The sequence below is a fragment of the Paramicrobacterium humi genome (assembly GCF_900105715.1).
Classification (GTDB): domain Bacteria; phylum Actinomycetota; class Actinomycetes; order Actinomycetales; family Microbacteriaceae; genus Paramicrobacterium; species Paramicrobacterium humi.
The window spans coordinates 352,763-379,517 of sequence record NZ_FNRY01000001.1 but is presented as its reverse complement, the minus strand read 5'-3'; the positions used below and the strand labels follow the sequence as shown (position 1 = coordinate 379,517).

22 protein-coding genes are annotated in these 26,755 nt (G+C 68.4%); 15 read left to right on the top strand and 7 right to left on the bottom strand.

Features of this window, described 5'->3' with window-relative positions:
• The first annotated feature begins 1 nt into the window (after position 1).
• Both BLV49_RS01850 and guaA read left to right on the top strand, forming a co-directional pair.
• The gene (locus tag BLV49_RS01850) at positions 2–442 is read left to right on the top strand and encodes a DUF3817 domain-containing protein (protein WP_091179259.1); all 441 of its coding nucleotides are present in this window, start codon (positions 2–4) and stop codon (positions 440–442) included.
• Positions 438–2,021 carry a glutamine-hydrolyzing GMP synthase gene (gene guaA / locus BLV49_RS01845; protein WP_091179257.1) on the top strand — a complete coding sequence of 528 codons (1,584 nt, stop codon included), beginning with the start codon at positions 438–440 and terminating at the stop codon, positions 2,019–2,021. The genes BLV49_RS01850 and guaA overlap by 5 nt, the downstream gene beginning before the upstream one ends.
• Positions 2,022–2,104: 83 nt before the next feature.
• Here guaA and BLV49_RS01840 read toward each other — a convergent pair whose 3' ends face one another.
• Positions 2,105–2,614, bottom strand: coding sequence for an RDD family protein (locus tag BLV49_RS01840; protein ID WP_091179255.1), 510 nt, complete (start codon positions 2,612–2,614; stop codon positions 2,105–2,107).
• 78 nt (positions 2,615–2,692) lie between these two features.
• On the opposite strand from BLV49_RS01840, the gene BLV49_RS01835 reads away from it, so the two are divergent.
• Complete coding sequence (locus BLV49_RS01835) at positions 2,693–3,175, top strand: FBP domain-containing protein (protein WP_176980690.1); 483 nt, start codon at positions 2,693–2,695, stop codon at positions 3,173–3,175.
• Positions 3,176–3,234: 59 nt separating this feature from the next.
• Here BLV49_RS01835 and BLV49_RS01830 read toward each other — a convergent pair whose 3' ends face one another.
• The 3 genes from BLV49_RS01830 to BLV49_RS01820 all read right to left on the bottom strand — a co-directional run bounded on the left by BLV49_RS01830 (position 3,235) and on the right by BLV49_RS01820 (position 7,493).
• Entirely contained in the window at positions 3,235–4,035 is an 801-nt protein-coding gene (locus tag BLV49_RS01830) for a Bax inhibitor-1/YccA family protein (protein ID WP_091179251.1), read from the bottom strand.
• Between the two features lie 117 nt (positions 4,036–4,152).
• Positions 4,153–6,144, bottom strand: coding sequence for a DUF6807 family protein (locus BLV49_RS01825; RefSeq protein WP_091179250.1), 1,992 nt, complete (start codon positions 6,142–6,144; stop codon positions 4,153–4,155).
• Positions 6,141–7,493, bottom strand: coding sequence for an MFS transporter (locus BLV49_RS01820; protein WP_091179248.1), 1,353 nt, complete (start codon positions 7,491–7,493; stop codon positions 6,141–6,143). The genes BLV49_RS01825 and BLV49_RS01820 overlap by 4 nt, the downstream gene beginning before the upstream one ends.
• Positions 7,494–7,636: 143 nt before the next feature.
• On the opposite strand from BLV49_RS01820, the gene BLV49_RS01815 reads away from it, so the two are divergent.
• From BLV49_RS01815 to BLV49_RS01805, 3 genes are all read left to right on the top strand, one after another.
• Positions 7,637–8,674, top strand: a complete 1,038-nt coding sequence (locus tag BLV49_RS01815) for a glycerophosphodiester phosphodiesterase family protein (protein ID WP_091179246.1) — start codon at positions 7,637–7,639, stop codon at positions 8,672–8,674.
• Between the two features lie 190 nt (positions 8,675–8,864).
• The gene (locus BLV49_RS01810; protein WP_091179245.1) at positions 8,865–11,252 is read left to right on the top strand and encodes an ATP-dependent helicase; all 2,388 of its coding nucleotides are present in this window, start codon (positions 8,865–8,867) and stop codon (positions 11,250–11,252) included.
• A gap of 1 nt (position 11,253) precedes the next feature.
• A complete protein-coding gene (locus tag BLV49_RS01805; RefSeq protein ID WP_091179243.1) occupies positions 11,254–12,366 on the top strand; it encodes an FUSC family protein in 1,113 nt (370 codons plus the stop codon).
• A 43-nt stretch (positions 12,367–12,409) separates the two neighbouring features.
• Here the strand turns inward: BLV49_RS01805 and BLV49_RS01800 are convergent, their stop codons facing one another.
• Positions 12,410–13,207, bottom strand: coding sequence for an oxygenase MpaB family protein (locus BLV49_RS01800; RefSeq protein ID WP_091179242.1), 798 nt, complete (start codon positions 13,205–13,207; stop codon positions 12,410–12,412).
• Positions 13,208–13,370: 163 nt separating this feature from the next.
• Here BLV49_RS01800 and sucC point away from each other — a divergent pair, with 163 nt between their 5' ends.
• From sucC to BLV49_RS01755, 9 genes are all read left to right on the top strand, one after another.
• Positions 13,371–14,537, top strand: coding sequence for an ADP-forming succinate--CoA ligase subunit beta (gene sucC / locus BLV49_RS01795; RefSeq protein ID WP_091179240.1), 1,167 nt, complete (start codon positions 13,371–13,373; stop codon positions 14,535–14,537).
• Positions 14,538–14,567: 30 nt separating this feature from the next.
• Positions 14,568–15,455: a succinate--CoA ligase subunit alpha gene (sucD, locus tag BLV49_RS01790; protein WP_091179239.1), complete on the top strand. Its 888-nt coding sequence runs from the start codon at positions 14,568–14,570 to the stop codon at positions 15,453–15,455.
• 70 nt (positions 15,456–15,525) lie between these two features.
• Positions 15,526–16,785: a cell division protein PerM gene (locus BLV49_RS01785; RefSeq protein WP_091179238.1), complete on the top strand. Its 1,260-nt coding sequence runs from the start codon at positions 15,526–15,528 to the stop codon at positions 16,783–16,785.
• 9 nt (positions 16,786–16,794) lie between these two features.
• The gene (purN, locus tag BLV49_RS01780; RefSeq protein ID WP_091179236.1) at positions 16,795–17,376 is read left to right on the top strand and encodes a phosphoribosylglycinamide formyltransferase; all 582 of its coding nucleotides are present in this window, start codon (positions 16,795–16,797) and stop codon (positions 17,374–17,376) included.
• Between the two features lie 21 nt (positions 17,377–17,397).
• Complete coding sequence (gene purH, locus BLV49_RS01775) at positions 17,398–18,990, top strand: bifunctional phosphoribosylaminoimidazolecarboxamide formyltransferase/IMP cyclohydrolase (protein ID WP_091179235.1); 1,593 nt, start codon at positions 17,398–17,400, stop codon at positions 18,988–18,990.
• A 68-nt stretch (positions 18,991–19,058) separates the two neighbouring features.
• Positions 19,059–20,264, top strand: coding sequence for a dimethylargininase (gene ddaH / locus BLV49_RS01770; protein ID WP_091179232.1), 1,206 nt, complete (start codon positions 19,059–19,061; stop codon positions 20,262–20,264).
• A gap of 330 nt (positions 20,265–20,594) precedes the next feature.
• Complete coding sequence (locus BLV49_RS01765; RefSeq protein ID WP_091179230.1) at positions 20,595–22,439, top strand: ABC transporter ATP-binding protein; 1,845 nt, start codon at positions 20,595–20,597, stop codon at positions 22,437–22,439.
• Entirely contained in the window at positions 22,436–24,253 is a 1,818-nt protein-coding gene (locus tag BLV49_RS01760) for an ABC transporter ATP-binding protein (RefSeq protein WP_091179228.1), read from the top strand. The genes BLV49_RS01765 and BLV49_RS01760 overlap by 4 nt, the downstream gene beginning before the upstream one ends.
• Positions 24,254–24,331: 78 nt before the next feature.
• Entirely contained in the window at positions 24,332–25,402 is a 1,071-nt protein-coding gene (locus BLV49_RS01755) for a tellurite resistance/C4-dicarboxylate transporter family protein (RefSeq protein WP_245723500.1), read from the top strand.
• A gap of 50 nt (positions 25,403–25,452) precedes the next feature.
• On the opposite strand, the gene BLV49_RS01750 is transcribed toward BLV49_RS01755, so the two are convergent.
• Positions 25,453–25,959, bottom strand: a complete 507-nt coding sequence (locus tag BLV49_RS01750; protein WP_091179224.1) for a DUF421 domain-containing protein — start codon at positions 25,957–25,959, stop codon at positions 25,453–25,455.
• Between the two features lie 91 nt (positions 25,960–26,050).
• Positions 26,051–26,695 carry an MBL fold metallo-hydrolase gene (locus tag BLV49_RS01745; protein WP_091179223.1) on the bottom strand — a complete coding sequence of 215 codons (645 nt, stop codon included), beginning with the start codon at positions 26,693–26,695 and terminating at the stop codon, positions 26,051–26,053.
• Positions 26,696–26,755 lie beyond the last annotated feature (60 nt).

Genomic DNA, 26,755 nt, shown 5'->3' with positions numbered 1-26,755 from the left:
CATGCGCTTTGAACCCCGTGCCCGCGATCTTCCGCGCATTCCCGGAGCCCTGAAGTTCTACCAGGTCGCCTCGATCATCACCGGAACGCTGCTGCTTCTGCTGTGCGCCGAGATGGTGATGAAGTACGCCTTCGGCCTCGAACTCGAGCTCGGCGGGGCGTACGGGTTCCTCGCGTTCGTGCCGAGCGGAAGCGTCGCCGCGATCAACCTGTCGATCGGCATTCTGGTCGTGCACGGCTGGTTCTACGTCGTCTACCTGTTCAGCGACTTCCGACTGTGGAGCCTCATGCGCTGGCCGATGATGACGTTCCTGCTCATCGCGCTCGGCGGCGTCGTGCCGTTCCTGTCATTCTTCGTCGAGGCCCGGATGGCCCGGCGCGTCAGAGCCTATCTCGCGGAGCGCGCAGCGCGCGACGCCCAGACTGTGGAGGCAACCCATTAGCGAGCAGCCCACGGCCCAGCGGCCTGTTCTCGTCGTCGACTTCGGAGCGCAGTACGCGCAGCTCATCGCCCGCCGCGTGCGCGAGGCCGGCGTGTACTCCGAGATCGTGCCGCACACGATCTCGGCGGACGAGGTGCGCGAGAAGCAGCCCGTCGGCATGATCCTCTCGGGCGGACCATCGAGCGTGTATGCCGACGAGGCGCCGAATCTCGACGAGGGCATCTTCGACCTCGGTGTCCCGACGCTCGGCATCTGCTACGGCTTTCAGGTGATGGCCCGTGCCCTCGGCGGCGAAGTGGCTCACACCGGTCAGCGGGAGTACGGGTCGACGCAGGCGACGCTCGCGGGTGACGGCGGGGTCCTGCTCGCCGAGCAGCCCGCCGAGCAGACCGTGTGGATGAGCCACGGCGACTCGGTCGCGAAAGCGCCCGAGGGCTTCGAGGTGCTCGCCTCGACGGCGTCCACACCCGTTGCCGCGTTCGGCAACGCGGACCGCTGCCTGTACGGCGTGCAGTGGCACCCCGAGGTGAAGCACAGCGCCTACGGCCAGGACGTGCTCGAGAACTTCCTGCATGACGCCGCAGGCATCGCGAACGACTGGAATCCCGGCAACGTCATCGCCGAGCAGGTCGAGCGGATTCGGGCCCAGATCGGAACCGGAAAGGTCATCGCCGGTCTCTCCGGCGGCGTGGACTCCGCCGTCGCGGCCGCGCTCGTGCACAAGGCCGTCGGCGACCAGCTCACGTGCGTGTTCGTCGACCACGGGCTGCTGCGGCAGGACGAGCGTCGGCAGGTGGAAGAGGACTACGTCGCCGCCACCGGCATCCGACTGGTCACCGTCGACGCGGCCGACACCTTCATCTCCGAACTCGCCGGGGTCAGCGACCCGGAGCAGAAGCGCAAGATCATCGGTCGCGAGTTCATCCGCACCTTCGAGCGCGCGCAGGCCGACCTCATCGCCGAGTCGCTCGAAGACGACGGCGACCCGATCCGCTTCCTCGTGCAGGGCACGCTCTACCCCGATGTCGTGGAATCCGGCGGCGGCACCGGTGCGGCGAACATCAAGAGCCACCACAACGTCGGCGGACTTCCCGAGGACATGACGTTCGAGCTCGTCGAGCCGCTGCGCACCCTGTTCAAGGACGAAGTGCGAGCCATCGGGCGCGAGCTCGGGCTGCCCGAGGCGATCGTGGCACGCCAGCCGTTCCCCGGGCCCGGACTCGGCATCCGCATCGTCGGCGAGGTCACGGCCGAGCGACTCGAGCTGCTGCGCAAGGCCGACGCGATCGTGCGCGCCGAGCTGACCGCCGCCGGGCTCGACAGCGAGATCTGGCAGTGCCCGGTCGTGCTGCTCGCCGACGTCCGCTCGGTGGGCGTGCAGGGCGACGGCCGCACGTACGGCCACCCGATCGTGCTGCGGCCCGTGAGCTCCGAGGACGCCATGACGGCCGACTGGACGCGACTGCCGTACGACCTGCTCGCGCGGATCTCGAACCGCATCACGAACGAGGTCGAAGACGTCAACCGCGTGGTGCTCGACGTCACGTCGAAGCCGCCGGGGACCATCGAGTGGGAGTAGCCTCCCGCTGAGAACGGCGCGCCTTCCTTCGGGAGCCGCGCCGTTCTCATTGTGGGGACCTCCAGACCATCGAGGCGGACCGGTTAGCTGCGTCCTCGCGTGGCGGCGACTCTGGTTCCGGCCAGTCGGTCGTGCACGCCGCGGCCCGACCCCACGAGCACACTGCCGACAAGGGCGCCGAGCAGCGGGTACGTCACGATCGTCGCTGCGAGCGTGCGCCGATCGCCGCGCTCGAAGCCGCCGGAGGCCGCTCCGATGGCGACCTCATGGCCGATCTGCCACGGAATGCCGATCTTGACGACGTTCCGCAGCAGCGCCGTTCCCCAACCAACTCGTTGCCCATCATCCGTGCTCACACGGAGACCCTCTGCCTTCTTGCCGGGCGTAGCGCCATCCCGGCTCTCTCGCGCTGCGGCAAACAGGGTCGCCGCGGCGGGAGGGACCATGCTCAGCGCCGTGACGAGGCGACGACTCGGCGCGCGGCCGGTCGCTTGCAACACGAGTCCGAGCGGCAGCATCGCCGCGGCGAACCCCGCGTACACGACGCAGTCCCGCGCATACGCCTTGCCTCGCTTTATCGCCAGGTGATGCATGCGCCCAAGGGTAGTCGGTCGCGTGGACACGCGAGCGACTGTGTTGCGTGCACAGGGCGAGAGGGGCAGGATGCTGGAATGAAGCCGTTGACCGCCGAAGACATCCGTTCATCGTTCGTCAATGCGACGCCGGAGCAGCTCGACCGCCTGCCAATACCGGGATTGCACGAGACCCTGTGGGACGAACGCGAGTATCTCGGCTGGCGGGATCCGCAGGCGGCGCGACTCGGCTACCTCGTGCATTGGGCCGACGATCGCCCCGTCGGAATCGTTCTTCGTGCCGCGCCTGGCGGTCTGCGACCGGGCATCGCCGCGATGTGCTCGCTGTGCCACTCGTCACAGCCTGCGACGCAAGTGCGCATGTTCACCGCGCCGAAAGCGGGGGAGGCCGGCCTCAACGGCAGCACGATCGGCACCTACCTCTGCGAAGACCTCGCCTGCTCGCTCCTGATCCGCATCACCCCGTCGCACCCGGGACTGCCTCACAACATCCACACACGAGCCGAAGGACTGCTCCAGCGAGTTCAACGGTTCACCGCCGACGTGATGAAGACGGCCTAGCCCAAAGCGCAGAAGAAGCTCCGTCGTCTCGGGCGGAGCTTCTTCGGGAGTGCGAAAGGTCAGTCGCGGGAGATCGCGAGCATCCGCAGGATCTCTAGGTACAGCCAGATCACGGTCATCATGACACCGAAGACGCCGGTCCAGCCGAACTTGCGGGGCAGGCCGTTCTGGGCACCCTGCTTGATGAACTCGAAGTCGAGAACGAGCGAATACGCCGCCATGATCACGACGAGGACGCCGAGGATCAGGCCGAGCGGAATACCGGCGATCTCAAACGAGCCGCGCAGGCCCCACGGGTCATCGTTGGCGCCGGTCCACATGAGCACCAGGTTGACAACCGAGAAGATCAGGTAGCCGATCATGGCGATCATGAAGACCTTCGTGGCGCGAGCGGACGCGCGAACCTTGCCGCTCGCGAAGAGGGCGAGGGTGACGCCGAACACCACGACCGTGCCGATGAGCGCCTGGCTGACGATTGCCGGGTAGAGCGTCTCGAAGAAGCTCGAGATGCCGCCGACGAAGACGCCCTGCACTGCCGCGTAGCTGAGCACGAGGGGAGCCGAGGGGCTCTTCTTGAAGATGTTGACGAGCGCGAGCACGAAGCCGACGATCGCCGCCGGGATCGCGAGTGCGGGGATGAACCAGCCGATCGCGGCGCCCACGAGCAGGATGCCGAAGGCGATGACCGACTTGCCCAGCGTGTCCTCGACCGTCATGCGGTCGGTCTGCGCTGCCGTAGCGGCCGGCTGGTCGTACATCTGCTGCAGCTGCTCGGCGGTCAGCGTCGCCTGCTGCTGAGCGGCGACGGCGCCGCCCTTCTGGAAGCCGGCGTTGCGGAAGGCCGGGTTGTCGATGGCCATGAGGCGTGATCCCTACTCTCAATCGGGGGTTGGAATACTTATGTCAACGCTATCGGACCGAGCATTGTTCCTGCCTGTCGAAGGGCTGATTATCAGCCGAATGTGACCTGCTCCCGGTTACGCGACGATGTTCCTGCTCGCGAGCGATTCGGCGCGCTCTCGCGTGAGTGGCCCGTCGACGATGATCATCGAGTACGTGCGCACGAGGGGAGTCCCGGGTTTCACGCGCGCGGCGGCGCCCCAGGCGAGGGCCGAGCCGACCGCCGGATACTCGGAGACGCGCACGAACCAGGGGTCGGCGGACTCCGGAGGGGCGAGGAAGACCACGCCGGCGCGACCGCCATCGAACGTGGCTTCCCACGCAAGCCAAGGTGTGACGGTACCGTGCGTCTGGCTCTCGACCTCCCGCTCGGCCGTGAAGACGTGAGTATCGGTGCAGGGCGCGAACCGCCAGAAGAGGCCGCCGTAGCCGGCGCCCGGTCGACCGTTCGACGCCGGGCTGCCGAGGGATACCGCGTGGTCGCCGGCGGTCGTGAGAGAAGTCTGCAGCGTGAGCTGCCAGCAGCTCTCGTCGATGTGCGACCACCGCAGGCGTCGGCGCTCCCGCAGCATCGTTCGTCCATCCGCGTCGAGCCACGCGAGCTCCTCGAGCGGGCCGGTCGGCTCCGGGGTCAGCCCGGAACGGACGATGCGGCCCTGGTCGTGCCGCCACTCGTACCGCGAGCCGGCGCGAACGAAGGTGGGACCGCCCCAGAAGTTGACGCCGTCGACATCGGGCACGGCGACGCCGACACCGAGATGCCAAGGATGGTCAAGCGGCATCGCGTCGGTCAGCACCGTGCCCTGCAGGGTGCTGACCGGATGCAGATACGGCCGGGGTGAGAGCGCGCGTTGGAGGGCCGTGCCCTCGTTCTCCCGGGCGGCTGCCGTGCTCTCCACGGTGAGCGTGAGACTGCCCGCCTCGGGCCGAGCCCAGGGGAGGCCGAGTTCTTGGAACGTCGCGCCGGCCGCGCACGCGCGCCGTGCGGCATCCTCAATGTTCCTGACAACGGGTCGCGCGGATGAGCCCTCCCCGATCCAGGTCACGAATTGCTGTGGGATCGGCTGCGGCGCGGGCGCGATTCGAATCGACTCGAGGACCTGCATGTACGCGCCGGAGTCGGCGAGGGAACTCAGCAGCGGAGTGCCCGTCTCTCGGTGGTCGAGGAGGTTCTCGAGCAAGTCCGTGCGCTCGAACGTGAGACGCCGGAGGTCGTCGCCGACGGAGACGACGACCTCATCGGTCGTGTAGGAGAGCGTGATGGTCCCGAGAGCGCCGTCGATGCGCACTTCGGGCTCCGTCTCAGCGGCTGCTGCCAGCGTCAGGGCGCACGTCACCGTGTGCCCGCGCGACGTGATGATGCGCACGACGGAGGTGTCGTCGCTCTCGACGTCGTGTGCGCGGTAGAGGTCCGCCTGGATCGAGCGGACGTCGTCCGCCTGACGCGCGCCGGCAAGCGCGAGCGCTGTCGCGACGGCGTGCGAGAGGGCGTTGGTGGCGACGCCGTCGACGACGGGAACTCCGTCGAGCATGCGCCGACCCGCCCACCGCGCCCGCGCGAAGTAGGCGCGGTCGCGCGACCACAAGCCGATCGCGGAGATCGCTCGGACGTCGCCGATCTCTCCTCGAGCGATGATCGAGGCGATCTCGGGCAAGGCGTGCGAGCCGAGACTTTGAAAACCGACCTGGATCCGCGCGCCGGCGGCATCCGCGGCTGCCGTGAGCCTGTCGAAGTCCGCCGCCGAGGCGACCGGGGGCTTCTCGAGGTAGACATCCGCTCCCGCCGCGAGCGCACTCAGGGCGAGCGGCATGTGGGTGGGGATCGGCGTGGACACGATCACGATGTCCACGTGCGACGTGGCCTCCAAGAGCGACCCGAGGTCAGCGTAGACGGGCACACCGTCAAGCTCGCCGGGCTCGGCCCCGGCGGGGTCCGCCGCAGCGACGAGACGGACCCGGCCGAGCGCCTCGAGTCGCGCCAGATTGCGGCGGTGGATCGCGCCGAAGCCGTGGATGCCGACGAGGGCGACCCGCGCTGGTGTCGCGGGGACCCCGCGCCCCGTGCTCATGCTTGGGCCGGCTCCTGCTCGGTGGTGTCACTCGTGATGCGTCCGCCCGCGGTCTCGGGCGAGAAGAACGCCGCTATGGACGAGATCGCCGCAACGACGAGCGTGAAGCCGCCGATGACGAGGGGGATGGATGCCGATCCGGGAGGGGCGACGAGGGTGAAGAGGCTCGGCAGGAACGCCACGAGGAGCAAGGCGATGTTCTGCGAGATCGCGAAGCCCGTCACGCGCGTGCGCGTCGGGAAGAGCTCCTGGAAGAAGCTCGCGAACGTCGCGTTCCACATCTGGTACAGCACGCCGAACATGAGAATCGCGAGAGCGACGGTGAGGACGACGTTGTTCTGGCTGACCGCCCACAGGTAGGCGAACGACAGGACGCCGGCGCTCAGGGGACCGAAGATCATGAACGGACGGCGACCGATGCGATCGGAGATGCGGCCGAACACGGGGATGAGCGCGATCGCGACGAGGTTCGCGATGACGGGAATCCACAAGTAGGTCGACGCGCTCATGTTCACACCGTAGGCCGGCTGGGTCGCATACGCGGTGCCGAACACGACGACCGTCGTGCCGATGACGTTGGCGAAGCCCATGCAGACCGCGCGCACGATCGTGCGCCAGTTCTCGCGGAACACCTGCAGCACGGGGGCTCGCATCACCCGCTGCTGCGCCGTCTCCGTGAGGAACACCTCGGTCTCCGCGACGCGACTGCGGATGACGAGCCCCGCGATGATCACCACGACGCTGAGCAGGAACGGGATGCGCCAGCCCCACGCCTCGAACGCGTCGGAGGGAAGCAGGCCGGCGAGGGGGATGAAGCTCGCGGACGCGAGGATGCTGCCGGCCTGCGTGCCCTGGAGGCTGAAGCTCGCGTAGAAGCCGCGCTTCTCACGCGGTGCGTGCTCGACGATCATCGCGCTCGCCCCGCCCAGCTCCCCGGCCACGGCGAAGCCCTGGATGAGGCGAAGCGCGACGAGCAGGATCGGCGCGAGCATGCCGACTTGCGCGTAGGTGGGCAAGATGCCGACCGCGAAGGTGCACACGCCCATGAGGAGCATCGCGAACACGAGCACCTTCTTTCGGCCGTGCTTGTCACCGAAGTTGCCGAGCACGAAGGCGCCGAGCGGCCGGGCGACGTACCCCACGCCGTAGGTTGCGAGGGAGGCGATGAGAGCGATCGCCGGCGACTCGTCGGGGAAGAACACTTGCGGGAAGACAAGCGCAGCCGCCGAGGCGTAGATCGTGAAGTCGAAGTATTCGAGGGCGCTGCCCACCCAGCCACTTGCGGCCGCCCGCCGTGACATGGATCGCGTGTTCGCGTGACCGTCGCGCTTCGGCACTGCGTCGTGCATGTGAGTTCCTTCCGGTCGACTCTGACAGCTTCCGCCGGAGACGGAGCTGCGGGGAAGCGTTTTCCAGAACACCATGAAACGATTCAGCTGTCAAGAAGAAATTCTGCCGCGATCCTCGCAGGCGCACCGCATAGCCTGGGACGATGACTTCGCTGCCCGCCAACTCCGCGCCGCGGCGCCCGCTCATCATCGGGCATCGCGGCACTCCCGGCTACCGGCCCGAGCACTCCGCGTCGAGCTACGAACTCGCGATCGCGCTCGGCGCCGACGCGCTCGAGCCCGACGTGGTCGCCACGCGCGACCGGGTGCTCGTGCTCCGCCACGAGAACGAGATCGGCGGCACGACCGACGTCGAGCAGCATCCGGAATTCGCCGATCGCCGCACGACGAAGCTCATCGACGGTCACGAGGTAACCGGGTGGTTCACCGAGGACTTCACGTGGGCGGAGCTGTCGACACTGACGCTCAGGGAGCGCATTCCCGACGTGCGGCCCGACAGTGCGAGCTTCGACGGGCACGAGCGGATGCTGCGCCTCGCCGAGCTGTTCGACATCGTGCGAACGGGGTCCGCCGAGCAGGGGCGGCGCATCGGGCTCGTCATCGAGGTCAAGCACCCCACGTACTTCGCGGAAATCGGGATGCCGCTCGACGAGCTGCTCGCCGCCGAGCTCGCCGGCAGCGGCTTCGACAGCTCGACCGGACTCGTTATCGAGTGCTTCGAGCTCACCGTTCTCGAGCAGCTCAAGAAGCGGGGCGTCGACGCGCGGTACGTGTACTTGCTCGAGAAGAAGGGGGCCCCGGCCGACCGCGTCGCCGCCGACGGAAAGAGCGCACGCCCGTTCGCGGACGACCTCACGGATGCGGGCCTCGACGCTCTTGCGAAGCGCGTCGACGGCATCAGCGTCGACAAGTCGTACCTGCTGCCGTGGACGAAGCCGGGGAAAGCGGTCCGCGACCTCGTGTCACGAGCGCACAAGCGAGGCCTCGACGTGTTCACCTGGACGCTGCGCCCCGAGAACGTCTTCCTCAGCAAGCCCAACCGCCGCGGCGACGACCGTGCGGCGTTCGGCGACTGGGAGAGCGAGTTCGCGCAGATCATGGGCACGGGCGTGGACGGCGTCTTCGCCGATCACACCGACCTCGCCGTCGCGGCCCGCGACGCGCTCAATACGGAAGGCTGATCCACTCCTCCATCTTCTTCAGACACGTCTCGACGGTCGCCTCGTCGGACTCCATCACGAACGCAAGAAGGTGGAGCGGCTCATAGCGGTGCCGCCGTGTTCCGGCACTCGGAAACTCGCTGCCGGTGCGCGACCGTCGAGTCGAGCGGATGGGCCGGCTGTCAGCTGCACAGCTTAAGCTGGAAGGGACATGACGAGCACCCCCATCTCTGACGCGCACGGTTCCGGATCCGCTTCGACACCGGTGATCGTCGACTGGCCGACGGCGACCATTCCGGGCGGCGAGAACGCAGCATCCGATCACTTGCTCGACGGCCTCAACCCTCAGCAGGCGGAAGCCGTCGAATACCGCGGGCAGGCGCTGCTCATCGTGGCCGGCGCCGGGTCGGGAAAGACGCGCGTGCTCACGCACCGCATCGCGCGCCTCATCGAGAACCGCGAGGCATGGCCGAGCCAGATCCTGGCGATCACGTTCACGAACAAGGCCGCCGCCGAGATGCGCGAGCGCGTCGAGGGGCTCCTCGGCGGCCGCGCCGAGGGCATGTGGATCTCGACGTTCCACTCCGCGTGCGTGCGCATCCTGCGACGCGAGGCCGACAACTTCGGCTTCAGCAAGAACTTCACGATCTACGACTCGTCCGACTCGCGCGTGCTGCTCAAGCGCATCATCAAGCAGCACGATGCCGACGTGCTCGGCTTCACGCCGGCGAACGCGTCGGCGAAGATCTCCAAGCTCAAGAACGAGCTTGCGGATGCCGAGAGCTACGCGCGCAACGCGAACATGTCCGATCCGAACGAGGTCGCCTTCATCGAGATCTTCCGCGACTACGAGCGCGCGCTGCGCTCCGCGAACGCGTTCGACTTCGACGACCTGATCGCGCAGACGGTGTACCTGTTCCGGGCGTTCCCGCAGGTCGCGGCGCTGTACCAGAACAAGTTCCGACACGTCCTCGTCGACGAGTACCAGGACACCAACCACGCCCAGTATTCGCTCATCCGCGAGCTCACGCGCGAACCGGAAGGCGCTGGTTACCTGCCGGGCACGAACCCGGGCGCAGCACTCACCGTCGTCGGCGACTCCGACCAGTCGATCTACGCCTTCCGTGGCGCCGACATCCGCAACATCGTCGAGTTCGAGCGCGACTTCCCGGGCGCGAAGGTCATTCTGCTCGAGCAGAACTACCGCTCCACCCAGAACATCCTCTCCGCCGCGAACGCCGTCATCGCCAACAACTTCGACCGCAAGGACAAGAAGCTCTGGACTGACGTGGGCGACGGCGAGAAGATCATCGGCTACACCGGCTACTCGGGTCATGACGAGGCACAGTTCGTCGCCGACGAGATCGAGAAGCTGCACTCCGCGGGCCTCGCCTACAACGAGATCGCCGTCTTCTACCGCACGAACGCGCAGACGCGAGCGCTTGAAGAGATCTTCGTTCGCTCGGCGCTGCCCTACAAGATCATGGGCGGCACGAAGTTCTACGAGCGCGCCGAGATCAAAGACGCCTTCGCCTACCTCACGGCCGTCGTGAACCCCGCCGACGAGCTCGCGGTGCGCCGCATCATCAACACGCCCAAGCGCGGCATCGGGCCCGCGACCGTGACGCAGCTCGCGAGCTTCGCCGAGAACGCGGAGACGACGCTGCGCGACGCCCTGCGGGAGGCGTCGACGCTCGGCTTCGGCCCGAAGATGACGCGGGCCATCAGCGACCTCTCCGCCGTTCTCGACGAGGCCGCCGCGCTCGCCGAGAAGGGCAAGGTGAGCGAGGTGCTCACGACGCTCATCACGAAGAGCGGCCTGATCGACGCGCTGCGCTTGAGCCGTGATCCGCAAGACGAGGCGCGCGCCGAGAACCTCGACGAGCTCGTCGCCGTCACCAAGGAGTACGAGCGCAACAACCCCGACGGCACCCTCATCGACTTCCTCACCGAAGTCGCTCTCGTGGCGGCCGCGGACGATATCGACGACGCGAGCGGAACCGTGTCGCTCATGACGCTGCACACCGCGAAGGGCCTCGAGTTCAACACCGTGTTCCTCACCGGCATCGAAGAGGACCTGCTGCCGCACCGCATGTCGGCGAACGAGCCCGGCGGACCGGCCGAAGAGCGCCGGCTGTTCTACGTCGGCATCACCCGAGCGCGCAAGCGCCTCTACCTCTCGCTCGCCATGACCCGCGCGCAGTACGGCGAGACGGCCGTGGCGATGCCGAGCCGCTACCTGCAGGAGATCCCTGCCGAGCTCATCGAGTGGAAGCAGTCTCCCGGCAGCGCGAACTCGCGCGGCGGAACACAGCCGCGCGCGCTCAACGCGAGACGGTGGCAGTCGAATCGGGGAGCGGATGCCGCGGCGCTCCCGCCCGCCGAGAAGAAGCAGTGGCCGAACCGCGTCACCGGCACCGTGCGCGACAACGGCGACCTCGAACTCGCGCCCGGCGACCGCATCCGCCACACGGACTTCGGCGAGGGTCGCGTCAACAACGTCACGGGAGAGGGCAGCAAGCGCGTCGCGCACGTGCAATTCGAGACGGCGGGCGCGAAGAAGCTCTTGATTAAGATCGCCCCCATCGAGAAGATCTGACATGAGCACCCCAGCGGAGGCGCCCGACGACGGCGCCGAGTCCCGGCGTGCCCGCCCGGAGTCCCTCAAGCAGTGGGCGCGCAACCTGCACGCCCTCGACATCGAGGTCGCCAGCCGTGCGGGCCTCGCCGTCGCGATCCCGCTCGTCGTGCTCGCGCTCCTCGGCCGACTCGACCTCGCCATTTACGCCTCGTTCGGCGCGTTCACCTCGCTCTACGGTCGCCGCGAGGTGTACCGGACGCGGTTGCGCACAGCGTCCACCGCGGCTGTCGTCCTCGTCGCGTGCATCACCGCCGGCGTGCTCGTGTCCCAAGCCGGCAGTCCCCTTGTCGCACTGTCGATCGGGCTCCTCCTCGTCGTCGCCGTCGGTGTCGTTCTGAGCCGCACCCTCTCGCTCCACCCGCCGACGCCGATCTTCTACGTGTTCGCCTTCCTGGTCTGCGGCATCGTGCCCGTACCGGGCGGCAACGTCGGCGTCGCGATCCTCATCGGCGTCGCCTCCGCCGTCCTCGCGCTCGTCATCACGATGTCCGGCTGGCTGCTGCGTCTCGGCCGCGACGTGGACCGCATCACGGCGAGCTTCAAGATGCTCAAGCCGCTCCCGCGCCGCGCCGACGTGCGCCCGAACGCGTGGCGCGATCCCGGTGTGTGGCTCAACATCGGCCAGCTCCTCGTCGGCGGCTTCCTCGCCGGGCTCATCGGCAGCGCCGTGGGGCTCGGGCATTCCTACTGGGCGGTCGTGAGCGTCATCGCCGTCGTCCCTCCTGTGCGCGCCGCGCACTCCATCACGCGATCCATCCATCGCACGCTCGGCACGTTCGCGGGCGTCATCGTCACGGGACTCATCCTGTGGGGGAGCCCGCCCGTGTGGCTGCTCATCATCATCGTCGCGCTGTGCCAGTTCGGCGCTGAGATCTTCGTCGGCCGCCACTACGGCACCGCCCTCGTGGTGATCACGCCGCTCGCCCTGCTCATGGTGCACTTGTCGAGCCCGAGCCTGCACGTCCCCGACCTGCTCCTCGACCGCGCCGTCGAGACCGCCATCGGGGCGCTCGTCGGCATGGTCATGGTGCTGCTCGCGCGCCTCGTGCGCGTTCCGGCGGAGAGGCCCTGATCCCGAGAGGCTAACTCCCGAAAACCCCGGGCGGTAGCGCGCCCTACCCGGCAGCTTCGCGCATTTCCGCTCGCACCTGGCGCAGGCAGCGGATCGCCGGCAGGTGACGGATGCCGCGGGACAACCGTGGCCACACGAGTCGCGTAACCGAGATCACGGCGTCGAAGCGTCGCTGCCGCGCGTCCGACCACGGCAGCCTGTAGGCGGCGCGCACGGATTCGGGCAGGAGCCCGGCCGTCATGAGCCGCGCGAGCGGCATCGCGGCGCGCAGCCACACCGGGCCGACACGCGGATGCAGCAGGTCCCGCGCGACCCGGCGGGCCTCGTCGCTGACCTCGAGCGCGGCCAGCGACTCGTTCCAGTAGGTCTCGAACGCGGCCCGATCGGCGGGCCAGAGCGCCGCCGGCATCCCGACGCCCGTGCCGAGCACCGCGTACTGGCGGTACACGCGATCCGCGACTTTCTCGTCGAGAGGACCGATGACGCGCTCGTGCAGCACGAGCGCCGTGCGGTACAGCGTGGCCGCGACCCAGAGCTGCAGCTGGGGGTCGAACGCCGAGTACGCGGGGCGCCCGTCAGCGGCATCCGCCCGAACCGGCCTGTGCGCGCGATTCACGGCTCTCGAGACGAAACGTCGCTCGGCGCCCGTGCCGTACACCTGCACGTACACGTAGCGCAGCGTCGCATGCAGCCTGTCGAGCGGGCGCGAGGCGAAGTCGCTGTGCTGCGCCACCCCGAGCCCCACGCGCTCGTCGGCGATCTGCAGCAGGATCGCCGCGCCCCCGCCCGCGACGAGAACCGACTCCGCCGCCATATCGCGAATGCCGTGAATCTGACGCATGGCCACAGGGTACGGCGTTCCGCTGAGTGAGCGCGGCTGGGGACATCGTGCCGCGCAGAGTACAGTGGAGAAGGCGAATTTTCTCTCGGCGTCGAGATACTCCGGTGTCGGGCTCGCCTCTCACATCGCACACCGAACGCAGCTGAAGCGGTTAGGAACCTACGTGGATCTTTACGAGTACCAGGCTCGAGACCTGTTTGAGAAGTACGAGGTCCCGGTGCTCCCGGGAATCATCGCGGACACGCCGGAGGAGGTGCGCGCAGCAGCTGAGAAGCTCGGCGGAGTCGTCGTCGTCAAGGCCCAGGTCAAGACCGGCGGCCGCGGCAAGGCCGGCGGCGTCAAGGTCGCGAAGAACCCCGACGAGGCGGAAGAGGCCGCGAAGGCCATCCTCGGGCTCGACATCAAGGGGCACGTCGTCAAGCGCGTCATGGTCGCCGGCGGCGCACGCATCGCGCAGGAGTTCTACTTCTCCGTTCTGCTCGACCGCGCCAACCGCTCGTACCTCTCGCTGTGCAGCGTCGAGGGCGGAATGGAGATCGAGCAGCTCGCCGTCGAGAAGCCCGAGGCGCTCGCCCGGGTCGAGGTCGACCCGCTGACCGGCATCGACGAGGCGAAGGCCCGCGAGATCGCCGAGGCCGCGAAGTTCCCCGCCGAACTGATCGAGAAGGTCGTCCCCGTCTTCGTCAAGCTCTACGGCGTCTACACGGGCGAGGACGCGACACTCGTCGAGGTCAACCCGCTCGTGCTCACCGAGGAGGGCGACATCATCGCCCTCGACGGCAAGGTCTCGCTCGACGAGAACGCCGGCTTCCGTCACCCCGGCCACGAGGAGCTCGAGGACAAGGCCGCCGCCGACCCGCTCGAGGCAAAGGCGAAGGCTCAGGACCTCAACTACGTCAAGCTCGACGGCGAAGTCGGCGTCATCGGAAACGGCGCCGGCCTGGTCATGTCGACCCTCGACGTCGTCGCGTACGCCGGTGAGAAGCACGGCAACGTCAAGCCCGCGAACTTCCTCGACATCGGCGGCGGCGCCTCCGCCGAGGTCATGGCAGCCGGTCTCGACGTCATCCTCGGCGACGAGCAGGTCAAGAGCGTCTTCGTGAACGTCTTCGGCGGCATCACCGCGTGCGACGCCGTCGCGAAGGGCATCGTCGGCGCGCTCGCCGAACTCGGCTCGGCCGCGAACAAGCCGCTCGTCGTGCGTCTCGACGGCAATAACGTCGACGAAGGCCGCCGCATCCTCAACGAGGCGAACCACCCGCTCGTCACCCTCGCCGCCACGATGGACGAGGGCGCCGACAAGGCCGCCGAACTCGCCAACGCCCGCTGAGACCACCAGAGCTTTAGGAACTGCAGAGATATGTCAATCTTCCTCAACAAGGATTCCAAGGTCATCGTCCAGGGCATCACGGGCGGTGAGGGAACAAAGCACACCGCCCTCATGCTCAAGGCCGGCACCAACGTCGTCGGCGGAGTGAACGCCCGCAAGGCCGGCACGACCGTCAAGCACGGTGAGACCGAGCTTCCCGTGTTCGGCACCGTCAACGAGGCGATCGAGAAGACCGGCGCCGACGTGTCGATCGCGTTCGTGCCGCCCGCGTTCACGAAGGACGCCGTGATCGAGGCCATCGACGCGGAGATCCCGCTTCTCGTCATCATCACCGAGGGCGTTCCCGTCGGCGACTCCGCCGAGTTCTGGGCCTACGCCAAGGAGAAGGGCTCGAAGACGCGCATCATCGGCCCGAACTGCCCCGGCATCATCACCCCGGGGGAGTCGCTCGTCGGCATCACCCCCGCCAACATCACGGGCAAGGGACCGATCGGCCTCGTCTCGAAGTCGGGAACGCTCACCTACCAGATGATGTACGAGCTGCGCGAGATCGGCTTCTCGACGGCGATCGGCATCGGCGGCGACCCCATCATCGGCACGACGCACATCGACGCGCTCAAGGCGTTCGAGGCGGACCCGGAGACCAAGGCGATCGTCATGATCGGCGAGATCGGCGGTGACGCGGAAGAGCGTGCGGCCGACTTCATCAAGGCGAACGTCACGAAGCCCGTCGTCGGCTACGTCGCCGGGTTCACGGCTCCCGAGGGCAAGACCATGGGACACGCGGGCGCTATCGTCTCCGGCTCTGCGGGAACCGCGCAGGCCAAGAAGGAGGCTCTCGAGGCCGCCGGCGTCAAGGTCGGCAAGACCCCGAGCGAGACCGCGGAGCTCATGCGCGAGATCATCTCCGCGCTGTAGCCAGATTCCTCGCAGGGCCCCGTCGCGTCGACGGGGCCCTGCGGCGTTTCGCGGGTAGGCTTGCCACCGGATGAACCGCCTCACTGCCTCCCTGCTCTCCGCTCTCGAAGCGTTCATCGTCGTGGCCATCGGCGTGTTCATCCCGCTCGTCCCGCTGACCGTGCTCTGGGGCGTGCAATACGGCTTCACCGTCGACTGGATGGTGTTCTGGCGCGCTGCCTGCGACATCTGGCTGCTCGGGAACGGCGTCGACCTCACGGTCACGCTTGACGAGGCGACGCTCCAGGTCGTCGGGATCAAGGATGCCGCCGCGCCGTTCGCCGTGACGATCGCCCCGCTCGCCTTCGCCCTGTTCACGGTGCTCATGGGGGTGCGCACGGGACGCCGCGCCGGACGCACCGCGGCGTGGCTGCAAGCCGGCAGCACCTCCGTCGTCGTCTTCGCCCTCGCCTCCGGGGCGATCGGCATCAGCGCCGTCAACGCCGTCGCGACGCCGTCGCTCCTCCAGGCCTTCTGCCTTCCCGCTCTGGTCTGGCTGCTCGGCCTCGCGATCGGAACGGGCATCGAACTCGTGCGCGCCGACGAGTCGGCCGAACCGCTGCTTGCCCGGCTCTCCGAGCTGCGCGACCGCGTTCCCCGTCACGTCGAGATCGTGCTCCTCGCGGGGCTGCGCGGTGCAAGCCTCGCCGTCGCCGCGACCGTGGCCGCTGCGGCCGTCACCGTCGCCGCCGGAACGTTCCTCAACTTCAGCACCGTCGTCTCCCTCTATCAGGCCTCCCAGCTCGGGGTCATCGGCGGCATCGTCGTCACGATCGGGCAGATCGCGTTCATGCCCAACATCGTCATCTGGGCGCTCGCGTGGTTCACGGGATCCGGCTTCTCGCTCGGCACCGGCTCGACCGTGGCGCCGGCGGGAACCGTGACGGGCCCGGTACCCGGCATCCCGCTGCTCGGCGTGCTGCCGAACCAGGACTTCACGTTCGGGTTCCTCGGCCTCGCCGTGCCGATCATCGCGGGCTTCCTCGCCGCCGTCGCGGTGCGCAAGAGCGTGCTCGCCGGCATCGGGGGCCGGTCCAACGCCCTGTGGCTCGCGGTCACCGCCGTGGTCATCGGCGTCATCGCCGGAATCCAGGTGCTGCTGCTCGCCTGGTGGTCCGGGGGAGCGGCCGGCCCGGGCCGCTTCGTCGAGATCGGTCCGGCGCCGTTCGCCGTCGGCGGCCTCGCCGCCGTGCTCGTCGCCGTCGGCTGTCTGATCGGCATGGCGTCGGGCAGCGCCGAGCACTCGCTCGCGCACCGTCATGACGAAAGGGCGCAGAACGCCGACCGCTAAGATGAGGGAGTGCTCTCACTGGTCGTCCTGATCTCCGGCGGCGGCTCCAACCTCCGCGCTCTTCTCGAAGCGGCATCCGACGCCGAATACCCCGCTCGCGTCGTCGCCGTCGGCGCCGATCGCGACGCCACTGGACTCGCGCACGCCGAGGAGTTCGGCATCCCGACCTTCACCGTTCCCTACAGCTCGTTCCCCTCGCGGGAGGCGTGGGGAGAAGCGCTTCTCGAGCAGATCCGCGTGTGGAACCCCGACCTCGTCGTCCTCTCCGGACTCATGCGCCTGCTTCCCGCGAACTTCGTCGCGCAGCTCGCGCCGAACCTCATCAACACGCATCCCGCCTACCTGCCCGAGTTCCCCGGAGCGCACGCCGTGCGCGACGCGATAACGGCGGGCGCGGCCCAGTCGGGAGCGTCCATCATCGTCGTTGACAACGGAGTCGACACCGGATCGATCATCGTGCAGGAGCGCGTGCCCGTCCTCGAAGGGGACACCGAGCACAGCCTGCATGAGCGCATCAAGCCCGTCGAACGCCGTCTGTTGGTGCAGACCGTGCTCGATATCGCCAACGGTCTCGACCTGACGAAGGTCTGACCCGTCACCAAAGGAGCAGCAATGAGCGGACCAAGCCACGACAAGAGCCTCTATCGCGAACGCGATGTGATTCCGATCAAGCGGGCGCTCATCTCGGTGAGCGACAAGACGGGCCTCATCGACCTCGCCTCCGCTCTCGCGAACGCGGGCGTCGAGATCGTGTCGACCGGGTCGACCGCGCAGACGATCCGCGACGCCGGCTACCCCGTGACCGACGTGTCGACGCTCACGGGCTTCCCCGAGTCGCTCGACGGTCGCGTCAAGACCCTGCACCCGAGCGTGCACGCGGGGCTTCTCGCCGACCTGCGCCTCGAGTCGCACGAGCAGCAGCTCGCCGACCTCGGCATCGAGCCGTTCGAGCTCGTCGTCGTCAACCTGTATCCCTTCGTCGAGACCGTCGCCTCCGGAGCCGAACCCGACGACATCGTCGAGCAGATCGACATCGGCGGCCCGTCCATGGTGCGCGCCGCCGCGAAGAACCACCCCAACGTCGCCGTCGTCGTCTCGCCCGAGAGCTACAGCCTCGTCGTCGACGCCGTCGCCGCGGGCGGAACGACGCTCGAGCAGCGCCGCGCGCTCGCCGCCCAGGCGTTCTCCCACACGGCGGCGTACGACACGGCCGTCGCCGGCTGGTTCACGGATGCCGCCGAGGGCTTCGGCTCCTCGCTCACCATCCAGGCCGAGCTCTCGCACGTGCTGCGCTACGGCGAGAACTCCCACCAGGAGGCCGCCCTCTACCTGCGCGCCGGCGGACAGGGCATCGCCCAGGCCACGCAGCTGCACGGCAAGGAGATGAGCTACAACAACTACACCGACGCGGATGCCGCCGTGCGGGCTGCCTTCGACTTCGCCGAACCGGCGGTCGCCGTCATCAAGCACGCGAACCCGTGCGGCATCGCCGTCGCGAAGCCGAAAGCGATCGACCCGATCGCGTCGGCGCACCGCCGCGCCCACGAGACCGACCCCGTGTCCGCGTACGGCGGGGTGATCGCGGCGAACCGCGAGGTCACGCTCGGCATGGCGGAAGCCGTGAAGGAGATCTTCACCGAGGTCATCGTCGCTCCGGCGTACGAGGCGGACGCACTCGCTCTGCTGAAGACGAAGAAGAACCTGCGCATCCTGCAGCTGCCCCAGGGATTCGCGCTCGAGCCGCTCGAGGCCAAGCAGATCTCCGGCGGACTGCTCGTGCAGCAGGCCGACCGCTTCGACGCCGACGCCGACATCACGACCGGCTGGCAGCTCGTCTCGGGCGAGCCTGTCGACGCGGACACCCTCGCCGACCTCGCGTTCGCGTGGAAGGCGTGCCGCAGCGTCAAGTCGAACGCGATCCTGCTCGCCAAGGGCGGCGCCGCCGTCGGCGTGGGCATGGGGCAGGTGAACCGCGTCGACTCCTGCGAGCTCGCGGTGCGGCGCGCCGGCGACCGCGCGGCAGGCTCGGTGGCAGCATCCGACGCCTTCTTCCCCTTCGCCGACGGGCTGCAAGTGCTGCTCGACGGCGGCGTGAAGGCCGTCGTGCAGCCGGGCGGCTCGGTGCGCGATGAGGAGGTCATCGCCGCGGCGAAGGCCGCGGGCGTCGCGATGTACTTCACGGGAGAGCGTCACTTCTTCCACTGATCGACGCGGAAGGCCCGGCGCATCCCGTGTGGTGCGCCGGGCCTTTCGGCATCCCGTAGGCTCGGAGGATGACCGTCACCTGGGCCCGTCGCGTCCTCGCCTCTCTCGCTTCCGCTGTTCTCGTCGCGATCCTCGCCCACGTGGCCGCCGTGCTGCCGTTCTTCATCATCAGCCAGCTCTCGCCGACGGTGCTGCCCGCCGCGAGCGAGTACTTCGTGCTCGCGAGCCTGTTCACGTTCCTGCTGCTGTTCATCGGCGGAATGCTCGGCGGCCTCACGAGCTGGCGGTGGGCGCTGCCGACCGGAATCATCGTCGGCATCGTCGCTCCCGTCATCGGCACGATGCTCAGCCACGTGCAGCAGGGCGGCCAGCTCACGGGCGAGGTCTTCGGACTCCTGATCGGCACTCTCGTCGGCACGAACGCCATCTACGCGCTCGCCGTGTTCATCGCGACCCCGACCCTCGGCCGCGCGGTGTACAAGGCCACAGTCGGGTTCCGGGAGGCGCCGCGCGCGGCGGAGCGCCGCATCGCCATCGTGCGGATGCCCGCAAAGAATCTCGCGCAGGGCATCGCCGCCGCTCCCGCCGAGATCGACATCGAGCGCGCCGATGAGCAGTGGGACGCCTACACGGCCGCGTTCGAGGAGCACGGCTGGACGACGACGGAGGCGCCGTCCGCCGACCAGCTCGCCGACTCCGTCTTCGTCGAGGACACCGTCGTGCTGTTCGACGAGCTCGCCGTGCTCACGCGCCCCGCGCTCGACACGCGACGCGGGGAGGTCGACGGCGTCGAGGAGACCGTCGCGGGCCTCGGTCTCACCGTCGAGCGGATCATGGCGCCGGGGACCCTCGAAGGCGGCGACGTGCTCAAGGTCGGCGACACGGTCTACGTCGGACGCAGCGCGCGCACGAACGCGGAGGGCATCCGCCAACTGCGTCGCATCGTCGCGCCGTACGGCTACTCCGTCGTGGGCGTTCCCGTGACGAAGGCCCTGCACCTCAAGACGATCGTCACGGCACTTCCCGATGGCACCTTCATCGGCGACCCCGACCTGATCGACGAGCCGGGGCTGTTCCCCGGGTTCCTCGCGGCCCGCGAGACCGTCGGCGCTCCCGTCATCGTGCTGAGCGACGACACGCTCCTGCTCTCGGCATCCGCACCGAAGACCGCCGAACTGCTCGAGGACCTCGGCTACACGGTCGTGAGCGTGGACATCTCGGAGTTCGAGAAGCTCGACGGCGGCGTCACGTGCATGTCGGTGCGGGTGCGCTGAACCCGCTCTTGCGCTTCCCGCCCGAGCGGCCATAGTCTGTAAGGCTGTGCGCCGCGCCCTTGCGGCGGCGGCACGAACCGCGAGAGCCAAGGAGGACGAGATGAAGACAACCATCAGCGCCGTGCAAGGCGTCCGTCCGTCCGGATTCCCGCAGTACGTCGGAAGCCCCGGGCCCGTTCGCGCCATGTAGCGCTCCCCAGCCGAAACCCAGCCCACCGCCGGAGCGACTCCGGCACCTTCCCGCCGCCCTCGCCGGGAGAGCACAACCGACACCGCGCTCGAGGCCGCCCACGCCTCCGCGCCGCCGCAACAATCTGAAGCGAGACCTTCATGTCCGGCCCTGCCGACACCACACGCACGTCACAGCTGACGACCGCTCGCGCCATCTGGCGCATCTACCCCTTCGCCAAGCACGCCATCCCGCGCATCAGCCTCGGCATGGTCGCCGCGCTGCTCGGCTCCCTCGTCGCGCTCGCGATCCCCATGGTTCTCGAGCGCCTCGTGAACGGCGCGCTCGCCGAGCGGGACCCGGCCGAGATCCTGCCCGCCGTCGCGCTCGTGCTCGGCCTCGGCGTCGTCGAAGCGCTCATGATCGCACTCCGCCGCTGGTTCGTGCTGCTTCCCGGCACGACCGTCGAGGCGAAGATGCGCAACGAGATCTACCGCGTGCTGCAGGACCTGCCCGTCGCCTTCCACGACAAGTGGCCGTCAGGGCAGCTGCTCTCGCGCATGATGCAGGACCTCAACCTGATCCGCCGGTGGCTGTCGTTCGGCATCGTGCTTCTCGTCGTCAATGTGCTCACGATCATCGTCGGCTCCGCCGTGCTGTTCACCTGGCACTGGCTGCTCGGCACCGTCTTCCTCGTCTGCGCGATCCCGGTGTGGATCTACGGCTACGCGTTCGAGCGCAAGTACCATGCCGTCGCGCGCCGCAGCCAGGACCAGGCCGGGGATCTCGCCACGGCGGTCGAGGAGGCCGTTCACGGCATCCGCGTGCTCAAGGCGTTCGGGCGTGGCAAATACGCTCTCGAGGGCTTCGCGACGCGCGCCGAGACGCTGCGCGGCACCGAGATCGAGAAGGCGAAGGCCATCGCCGGCATCTGGTACTGGCTCATCCTGCTGCCCGACGTCGCGTTCGGGCTGTGCCTGGTCTCGGGCATCTGGCTCGCCTCGATCGGGCAGCTGAACGTCGGCGAGCTGTTCGCGTTCTTCGCGACGGCGACGGTGCTGCGCTTCCCGATCGAGTCGATCGGCTTCCTGCTGTCGATGACGTTCGACACGCGCACGGCCGTCGACCGGGTGTTCGAAGTTCTCGACGAAGTGAACACGATCACCGACCCTGCGGCTCCGGCGCGAATCGACAACCCGCAGGGTCGCCTCCAGTTCGACGACGTGCACTTCCGCTACCAGGACTCGCCCGAGCGGCTGCGCGACCTGATCGACGGCGTCGACCTCACCCTCGAGCCGGGTGAGACCATGGCGCTCGTCGGGCTCACGGGGTGCGGGAAGACGACGCTCACCGCGCTCGCGACCCGCCTCTACGACGTCACGGGCGGAGCCGTTCGGCTCGACGGCGTCGACGTGCGCGAGCTCACCCGCACGGAGCTGCGCCGGCACATCGCAATGGCGTTCGAGGACGCGACGCTGTTCTCGGCATCCGTGCGCGAGAACGTTCTGCTCGGCCGCGATGATCTCGAACTCGACTCGGCCCAGGCGCAGCGCGTGCTCGACGACGCCCTCGCGATCGCGCAAGCGCAGTTCGTGCACGACCTGCCCGACGGCCTCGACACGACAGTCGGCGAGGAGGGTCTGAGCCTCTCCGGCGGGCAGCGGCAGCGGCTCGCCCTCGCGCGGGCGGTCGCGGCGGCGCCGTCGGTGCTCGTGCTCGACGACCCGCTGTCGGCGCTCGACGTCGACACCGAGGCGCTCGTCGAGGAGGCCCTTCGCCGCGTGCTCTCGTCCACGACCGCGCTGATCGTCGCACACCGCCCGTCGACGGTCGCGCTTGCCGACCGCGTTGCGCTCATGCAGAACGGACGCATCGCCGACGTCGGCACGCACACGGAGCTGCTCGCGCGCAGCGAGCACTACCGCTATGTCATCTCGTCGCTCGAAGACGAGCAGAGACGCGAACGGGCCGCGGGACGGCCGGAACGAGAGGAGGCGACGCGATGAGCGCTACCGACGTTCGCGGTGTCACCGGTGAGGAGCGCGACGACTTCACGCGCGAGGAGAGCCGCCAGATCCGGCGGCGCTCACTGCGGCTGCTCGGCTCGCTCCTGCAGCCGCTGCGCTGGCGCGTCGTCACGACGATGCTTCTCGTGATCTGCGCGACCGGGACGAGCGTCGCCGGCCCGGCGCTCATCGCGTACGGCATCGACACGGCCCTGCCCGCCGTGCTGGACCGTGCCGACTGGCTCCCCGCACTCGGCGTCGGGGTCGTGTACCTCGTCACCGCGATCGCGGCAGCGACGTTCATGTCGAGCTACGTCGTCGCGAGCGCGCGCATCAGCCAAGCGGTGCTGCTCGATCTGCGCAAGCGCGTGTTCCTGCACACGCAGAAGCTGAGCCTCGAGTTCCACGAGTCGTACACGTCTGGTCGCATCATCTCTCGGCAGACGAGCGATCTCGACGCGATAAAGCAGCTGCTCGATGAGGGGATCAGCCAGCTCGTCAACGGCATCCTGTACATGGGGTTCATCGGCGTCGCGCTGTTCCTTCTCGACTGGACGAGCGGAATCGTGCTGCTGTGCTCGCTCGTGCCGCTGTACGTGCTCACGCGCTGGTTCCAGAAGCGCTCGCAAGTGCTGTTCCGCTACTCGCGCGTCGTGTCGGCGAAGGTGATCGTGCAGTTCGTCGAGACCATGACGGGCATCCGCGCGGTCAAGGCGTTCCGCAAGGAGAAGCGCAACGAGAAGCGGTTCGGCGAGCTCGTCGAGGACTACCGCGACGTCAACGCGAAGACGATCCAGCTGTTCGGAATCTACGAGCCCGGCATCATCCTCATCGGAAATGTCACGGTCGCGGCCGTGCTGCTCGTCGGCGGCTTCCGCGTCGTGAACGGCGACCTCGAGATCGGAGCGCTGCTCGCGGCGGTGCTGTACGCGCGGCGCTTCTTCGATCCGATGGAGGAGATGGCGATGTTCTACAACGCCTACCAGTCGGCGGCCGCGGCGCTCGAGAAGATCTCGGGGGTTCTCGAGGAGCGCCCGAGCGTGCCCGATCCCACGTCGCCCATCGACCTGTGGACGGCGCGCGGTCGCGTGAGCTTCGAGGACGTGCGGTTCGCGTACAACGCCGAGACCGTCGTGCTTCCGCGCTTCTCGCTCGAGATCCCGGCGGGGCAGACGATCGCGCTCGTCGGCTCCACGGGAGCAGGGAAGTCGACGCTCGCGAAGCTCATCTCGCGGTTCTACGATCCGAGCGAGGGCCGCGTCGCCCTCGACGGCGTCGACTTGCGGATGCTGCACCCGAAGGATCTGCGCCGGGCGATCGTCATGGTCACGCAAGAGGCGTATCTCTTCTCGGGAACCGTCGCCGACAACATCGCGCTCGGCCGGCCCGACGCCTCCCGCGACGAGATCATTTCGGCGGCGAAGGCGGTGGGCGCGCACGGCTTCATCGAGGAGCTGCCCGACGGCTACGACTCCGACGTGAACAAGCGCGGCGGCCGCGTCTCGGCGGGGCAGCGGCAGCTCATCTCGTTCGCGCGAGCGTTCCTCGCCGATCCCGCTGTGCTCATCCTCGACGAGGCGACGGCGTCGCTCGACATCCCCAGCGAGCGGCTCGTGCAGCAGGCGCTGCAGACGCTGCTGGCCGACCGCACCGCCGTGATCATCGCGCACCGGCTCTCCACCGTCGCGATCGCCGACCGCGTTCTGGTCATGGAGCACGGCCGCATCGTCGAAGACGGAACGCCGGCCGAGCTCATCGGCGGCACGGGACGCTTCGCGCAACTGCACGCCGCCTGGCGCGACTCCCTCGTGTAGCGGCCTCGCACGGCGGCATCCGCTTTCTCACGTCCGGCCATCCGGATGCGGGAATCGGATGCCGCTACGCTTGGCCCTGTGGAGGTCCAAGCAGAGTCGCGCATCGCCCGCGCCGTGCACACGCTGCCACCCGGGTACTTCGCGCTCGTCATGGCCACGGGAATCATCTCGCTCGGCCTGAAGCTCGAGCACTTCGACGCGGCCTCGCTCGTGCTCTTCATCATCGCAGGGCTCGGCTACGCCGTGCTCGTCGTCATGACCGTGTGGCGCCTGCTGCGCTATCCGAGAGCTGTCGTCGACGACTTCGCCGGGCCGCGCAACGGCTTCTCGTTCTTCACGTTCGTCGCGGGCACGAACGTGCTCGGCGCGCGCATCGCCGCCGAGGGCACGACGCTCGTCCCCGGCATCCTGCTCGGCGTCTCGTTCGCCGCGTGGCTCGTGCTCGGCTATGTCATCCCCGGGCTCGTCATCGCGCGGCACCCGGGCGCCGACATTCTGAAAGGCGTCAACGGCACGTGGTTCATCTGGTCGGTCGCAAGCCAGTCGGTCGCCGTGCTCGCCGCCTCGCTCGAGCCGACGGCGGGAATCATGAGCGACGCCCTCTCGATCGTCGCCGTTCTCTCGTGGGGGATCGGCCTCATCCTGTACGGCGTGATCGGCTGCGCCGTCGTCATCCGCGTGCTCACGCGCGGCATCCCGGCCGAGGAGCTCGGGCCGCCGTACTGGGTCACGATGGGCGCGGGCGCCATCACGGTTCTCGCAGGATCGCGCATCGTCGAGATGACGGACACCGCGATGGTGAGCGTCGTGCGCGCTCCCGTCGCCGCGGCGGCCGTGGTGTTCTGGGCGTTCGCGACGTGGCTGATCCCTGCGCTGCTCGGCGTGGGGCTGTGGCGGCACCTGATCAAGAAGGTGCCGCTGCGCTACGAGGCCTCGCTGTGGAGCATGGTGTTCCCGTTCGGCATGTATGCCGTCGCGGGCATCTACCTCGGTCAGGCCGACGATCTGCCCCTCGTCGGGCGCATCGGCGGCGCGTTCCTGTGGGTGGCGCTCGCCGTGTGGGCGGCCGTGCTCGTAGCGATGCTCGCGGATCTCGCGGTGACGTGGCGCCGGCCAGCTCCGCGCGCCGACGTGGACGGCGCCGGCTGACATCACGTGCGGACACGTCGGCCGTCGTCGTCAGCAGGCGGCGCCGGCGATCATGAGCGCACATCGGAAAGGGCGGACTCGTCGCCCATCTTGTCGGTGCTGATCACACTGAGCCGGCCATCCGCTTCAAGAACGACGGCGCCGGCCGAGCTGACGTCGCCGATTCCCGAGTTGCGGATCTTCTGCATCACGTCTTCACGGGTCAATCGGGTCTTCCTCAGCGCACGCTCCTCATACAGGCCGTTCTTCAGCAGCAGCACGGGACGGCCGGCCACGAGACGTTTTGCGCGACCGAGGCGAGAGGTGATCAGTGCGAGCAGAAACTGCAAAGCGGCGAGCGTGAGGAATGCTGCCGTCCCGACCGCCCAGGTAACCTTCGAATCAAGCAGGATGGTGGAAAGCGTCGAGCCGATGGCAACCGTGACGACGAAATCGAAGGCGTTCAACTGCGACAGGCTCCGCTTCCCTGCAACCCGGAGCACGATGATCAGGGATGCGTAGGCGGCGCTGCCGATCAGAAGTGTTCGGGCGACGGACGTCAACGATTCAAACCACATTTCGGCTCCAAGGATCGGCGTACAGGGTGTCGCGAGCCTAGCCGCCGCTGGGGCTGAATGTCAGGGCATTGCGCATCGCCGGCCCTTGTCGTCAGCCGCCGGCGCCCTCTCGAGCGTCAGCGGGACGCCACGGATCGCGGGAGTGCGCGAGCCACACCAGCTGGGGATTGAGCGCTCTAATCAGCCGCTGCCCTTCGGTCTGAGGATGATCCAGCTCGCCGAACCATACGGCGGCGTCGCCCGCAATCACGACCGGCTGCTCGTCGGCATCGATGACGACGACCTGTGTGCCGCGCGTGTGGCCGGGAGCGGGAAGGAGCCGGATGCCGGGCAGCAGTTCGAGCTCACCGTCGACCGGAACGTAGCGCAGATCCACGTCGGGCGGGTCGACCCACTCGGGGATGGTGTAGTCGGTCTCGGTACGGGCGTCGAGGAGCTCCTGCCGTTGCACGTAGATCGGCGTGCCGGCGAACAGATGATTGCCGCCGCAGTGGTCGAAGTGCAGGTGCGTGTTGACGACGAGATCGATGCCGTCGAGGTTGAAGTCCTGCTCGCTCAGCGGCAGCAGCCGGGGATCGAGATCGGCGACGGCGGGGTGGAGCCGCGTCATGCCGGTGTCGACGAGAACGCGCGCATCGGGGTGCTCGATGACGTGGACGTAGACCGGCATGTGCTCGCCATCGGCCGAGAGATCGGCGACGTGCACTGGCGTGACGCTGATTGCAGCGGCGTTCATCGTGAAACGGCCGTGACGACGTGGGCGGCGAGCGTGACCGCGGTGGGATTCACGAGTACC